The following is a 592-nucleotide window of genomic DNA, read 5'->3' on the forward strand; positions in this document are numbered from 1 at the left end:
GCCCTGTCTCGACTGGAGCGAGCGGCGTCCGCATCTGGCCGGACGGGCAGGGGCCGCGGTTGCCGACCTCGCGTTGCAGCGCGACTGGATCCGGCGCCGGCCGCAGGGCCGTTCGGTCGAGATCACCGCCCCCGGGCTCGTCGCATTCCGAGACGTGTTCGGCGCGCGCATTTGATTTCGGAGCCGAATTTCGATACCGCCTAGCCTGTGGAAACGCTCAAAGTCAGAGACATCAAGGATGTCGAAGAGGTGGTGCGCGCGGCGATCGCCAGCGAGCAGCCGCTTGAGATCATCGGTCATGGATCGAAGCGCGCCATCGGCCATCCGATGGCGACCAATGCGGTGCTCGACGTGTCGGTGCTGAACGCGGTCACCGCCTATGAGCCGAACGAGCTGATCATCACCGTCGAGGCCGGCGCGCCGCTCGCCGACGTGCAATCCCTGATCGATGCCAAGAACCAGCAATTCGCCTTCGAGCCGGTGGACATTTCGGTGCTGCTCGGCAGCGCGGGCGCCGGCACGATCGGCGGCATGATCGGCGCCGGCCTTGCCGGTCCGCGCCGCATCAAGGCCGGCGGCATCAGGGATCATC

General features: G+C 67.1%; 1 protein-coding gene. It reads left to right on the plus strand.

From position 1 onward, the window contains the following. Window positions 1-207 precede the first annotated feature (207 nt). A partial coding sequence (locus CCN37_RS38765; protein ID WP_143262109.1) for an FAD-binding protein occupies window positions 208-592 on the plus strand: 385 nt, incomplete at its 3' end.

Source organism: Allokutzneria sp. NRRL B-24872 (assembly GCF_002155965.1).
Lineage (GTDB): Bacteria > Actinomycetota > Actinomycetes > Mycobacteriales > Pseudonocardiaceae > Allokutzneria.